This window comes from Bacillus sp. JJ783 (assembly GCF_036963225.1).
GTDB classification, from domain to species: Bacteria; Bacillota; Bacilli; order Bacillales; family Bacillaceae_G; genus Bacillus_A; species Bacillus_A cereus_U.
In genome coordinates, this window is sequence record NZ_JBALMG010000247.1 from 1 (window position 1) to 2,208 (window position 2,208).

The window sequence follows — 2,208 nt, forward strand, 5'->3', positions numbered from 1 at the left end:
ATTCTTTTGTTTTCTTCATGTTGTAATCCTCCAGTACATTGATCATCTTAGTTTAAATATTATCATGAATATGCATTATTATATTTAATTTTTATCAAATATAATGTAAAGAAAGGTACTTTAAATAAGTTTGGTATAGCGCTATGTTATTTTTTGTTAGGTTCTATTTTTATCATTTGAATTTGAAAGAGGTCACTGTCTTTTATGCCCAAGACTAGCATTTCTTCTTTTAATGAACGCCAGGATTCAATTTTGATAGATTTAGTGGTTGTTCGATCTCGTAAGGTATATTCGTGAATATAATAAGATTCCTCGTTTTTTCTCATGTGAATCCTTTATTCCTCCTTTAAATAATCAAAAATCCGTAGGTATATAAAAATTACACATTAAGTAATTATTTCTAATCTGTATTTACTTTGGTTTACTAGTAATCGTAATATAATCGTAATATCTTTTTAAGGATAAGTGAGATTTAAATCCGATTTGTAGCATGATTTGTTCAGGTGTGTTTTTCTGTTTAATTTCCCTTAAAACAAATGTGTTCCGAAAATGTTGGGCAGAAATTCCCTTTCGAAGATTGGCGCGCTTTACTTCTAATCGTATCATCTTTTGTATAGATATTTCGGTTAAGTTTTTAGGTGCATCATCATCGTAGCTCCAATGATATGTGCCTCGAGTGGAATCAAATGCAACAAATAATGGTTCTTCTGTGTGATATTGTGGCCGTATGGGTTTAGGAATTACTTTAAGATAGTTATATAAATGTAGTTTATCTTCTTCTTTTAAATGAATTGTACGATTTATTTTTGATTCTTCAGGAATAGATAGCGTGTTATTCTCGAAATGAACATGTTTCATTTGCAAGGATACGACTTCATGTAAGGATAATCCATAATCTAAGAGTAGGATAATGATAGAAATGTTGCGTTCTAATAACATTGGACGTGTAGCTCTCTGTTTTTCAGTTAGGCTCTCTAAGGAAGAAACGACTTCTTTTAAACGTTTTTCTTCTTTAGAAGATATAAAATCTTTATCTCTTAATGAACGGTCTGGTTGATCTATTTGTATTACACTTTCTATCGGACTAGGTAAATCCAGGGACTCATAAAGTCGATTCAGAGCAATATAAATACGATGTATAGTTTTATCTGAATAGTGACGTTCTTCTTTTAAGTAATGAAAAAAATCTTTAAAGTCTCTTTTGTTTAGGTATTCCCATATATCTTCATCGATGCTCCGTTCAGTAGTTTCTAACCACGATAAAAAGTGTTCTACATCATACGTATATCTTTTGATTGTTGATGGTTTTCTTCCTTTTTGTAGTAAGTAATCAGTAAAGTGTTGCGTTGTTTTTTCTAGAATTGTAGTAGACATATTTTTAACCACCTATTCCAGTAAATTTTGAGTGACCTCTAATCTCGCTTTTCTAATCTCTTCTATTAATAATGCTTCAATCATTTTGTTTCTTCATATCTTTTAACTACGTTGTAGAATGTAGTACTAGGGAGATTAGATTTTTTCATAGCGATTCTTGCTGTGATTTTCCCTTCTTTCCATTCTTTATAAGCATCTTTAAATTCTTGTGTAATTTCAGTTTGGGGTCTACCTAAATGTTTCCCTTTAGCTTTCGCTAGAGCAATTCCTTCAGCTTGACGTTTTTTAATATCATGACGTTCTTTTTCGGCAAAGGCAGATAGAATAGTTGTAGTTGCCTTTTGGATTGCTCTTTGAATGACATCATTTGTAGCGTCGCCGTTATACGTTACGTTTATAAAAGATTCATTTAAAAACTGTAAATTTATTTTTTGCTCCTCATAATATTTAAATTCATCTAAAACATCATTCATAGTTCTTCCAAGCCTTGTCAATGAATCGAATACTATCGTATCACCTGTGCGAGCCATACGTTTCATTGTTTGATAATATTCTCTATCCATATTACTTCCTGTTTTCTTATCGATAAAAATATCTCGTTCGTTAATTCCGATATTTTTCATATTTACAATTTGCCGTTCTTCGTTCTGATCCTTACTTGATACACGAACATATCCAAACTTCTTAGTAGTCATAATGATTGCAACCTTCCTAAAAAAAGAATCTTTTGTTTTTTTGAATCTATTTGATTACTATTATACCAAAAAGTGTACCGAAAGGTATTGTGTATTTATAGAATGTACTGAAATTAAAAAATAGACCTTTTCGAATGAT

Annotated in this window: 3 protein-coding genes; all 3 read right to left on the reverse strand. The window is 30.7% G+C overall.

All coding sequences use genetic code 11. From position 1 onward, the window contains the following. Positions 1 to 146 precede the first annotated feature (146 nt). Positions 147 to 326 (reverse strand): hypothetical protein, encoded by a 180-nt coding sequence (locus tag V7038_RS29110; RefSeq protein WP_335696061.1) that lies wholly within the window; start codon positions 324 to 326, stop codon positions 147 to 149. Positions 327 to 411: 85 nt separating this feature from the next. Continuing rightward, entirely contained in the window at positions 412 to 1,374 is a 963-nt protein-coding gene (locus tag V7038_RS29115; RefSeq protein ID WP_335696062.1) for a tyrosine-type recombinase/integrase, read from the reverse strand. Positions 1,375 to 1,454: 80 nt separating this feature from the next. Further along, entirely contained in the window at positions 1,455 to 2,069 is a 615-nt protein-coding gene (locus V7038_RS29120; RefSeq protein ID WP_335696063.1) for a recombinase family protein, read from the reverse strand. Positions 2,070 to 2,208: the final 139 nt, after the last annotated feature.

Excerpts from the sequence above, each read along its gene's own strand:
- V7038_RS29120 (WP_335696063.1), bottom strand. The coding sequence starts at position 2,069 with ATGACTACTAAGAAGTTTGGATATGTTCGTGTATCAAGTAAGGATCAG.
- V7038_RS29115 (WP_335696062.1), bottom strand. The coding sequence starts at position 1,374 with ATGTCTACTACAATTCTAGAAAAAACAACGCAACACTTTACTGATTAC.
- V7038_RS29110 (WP_335696061.1), bottom strand. The coding sequence starts at position 326 with ATGAGAAAAAACGAGGAATCTTATTATATTCACGAATATACCTTACGA.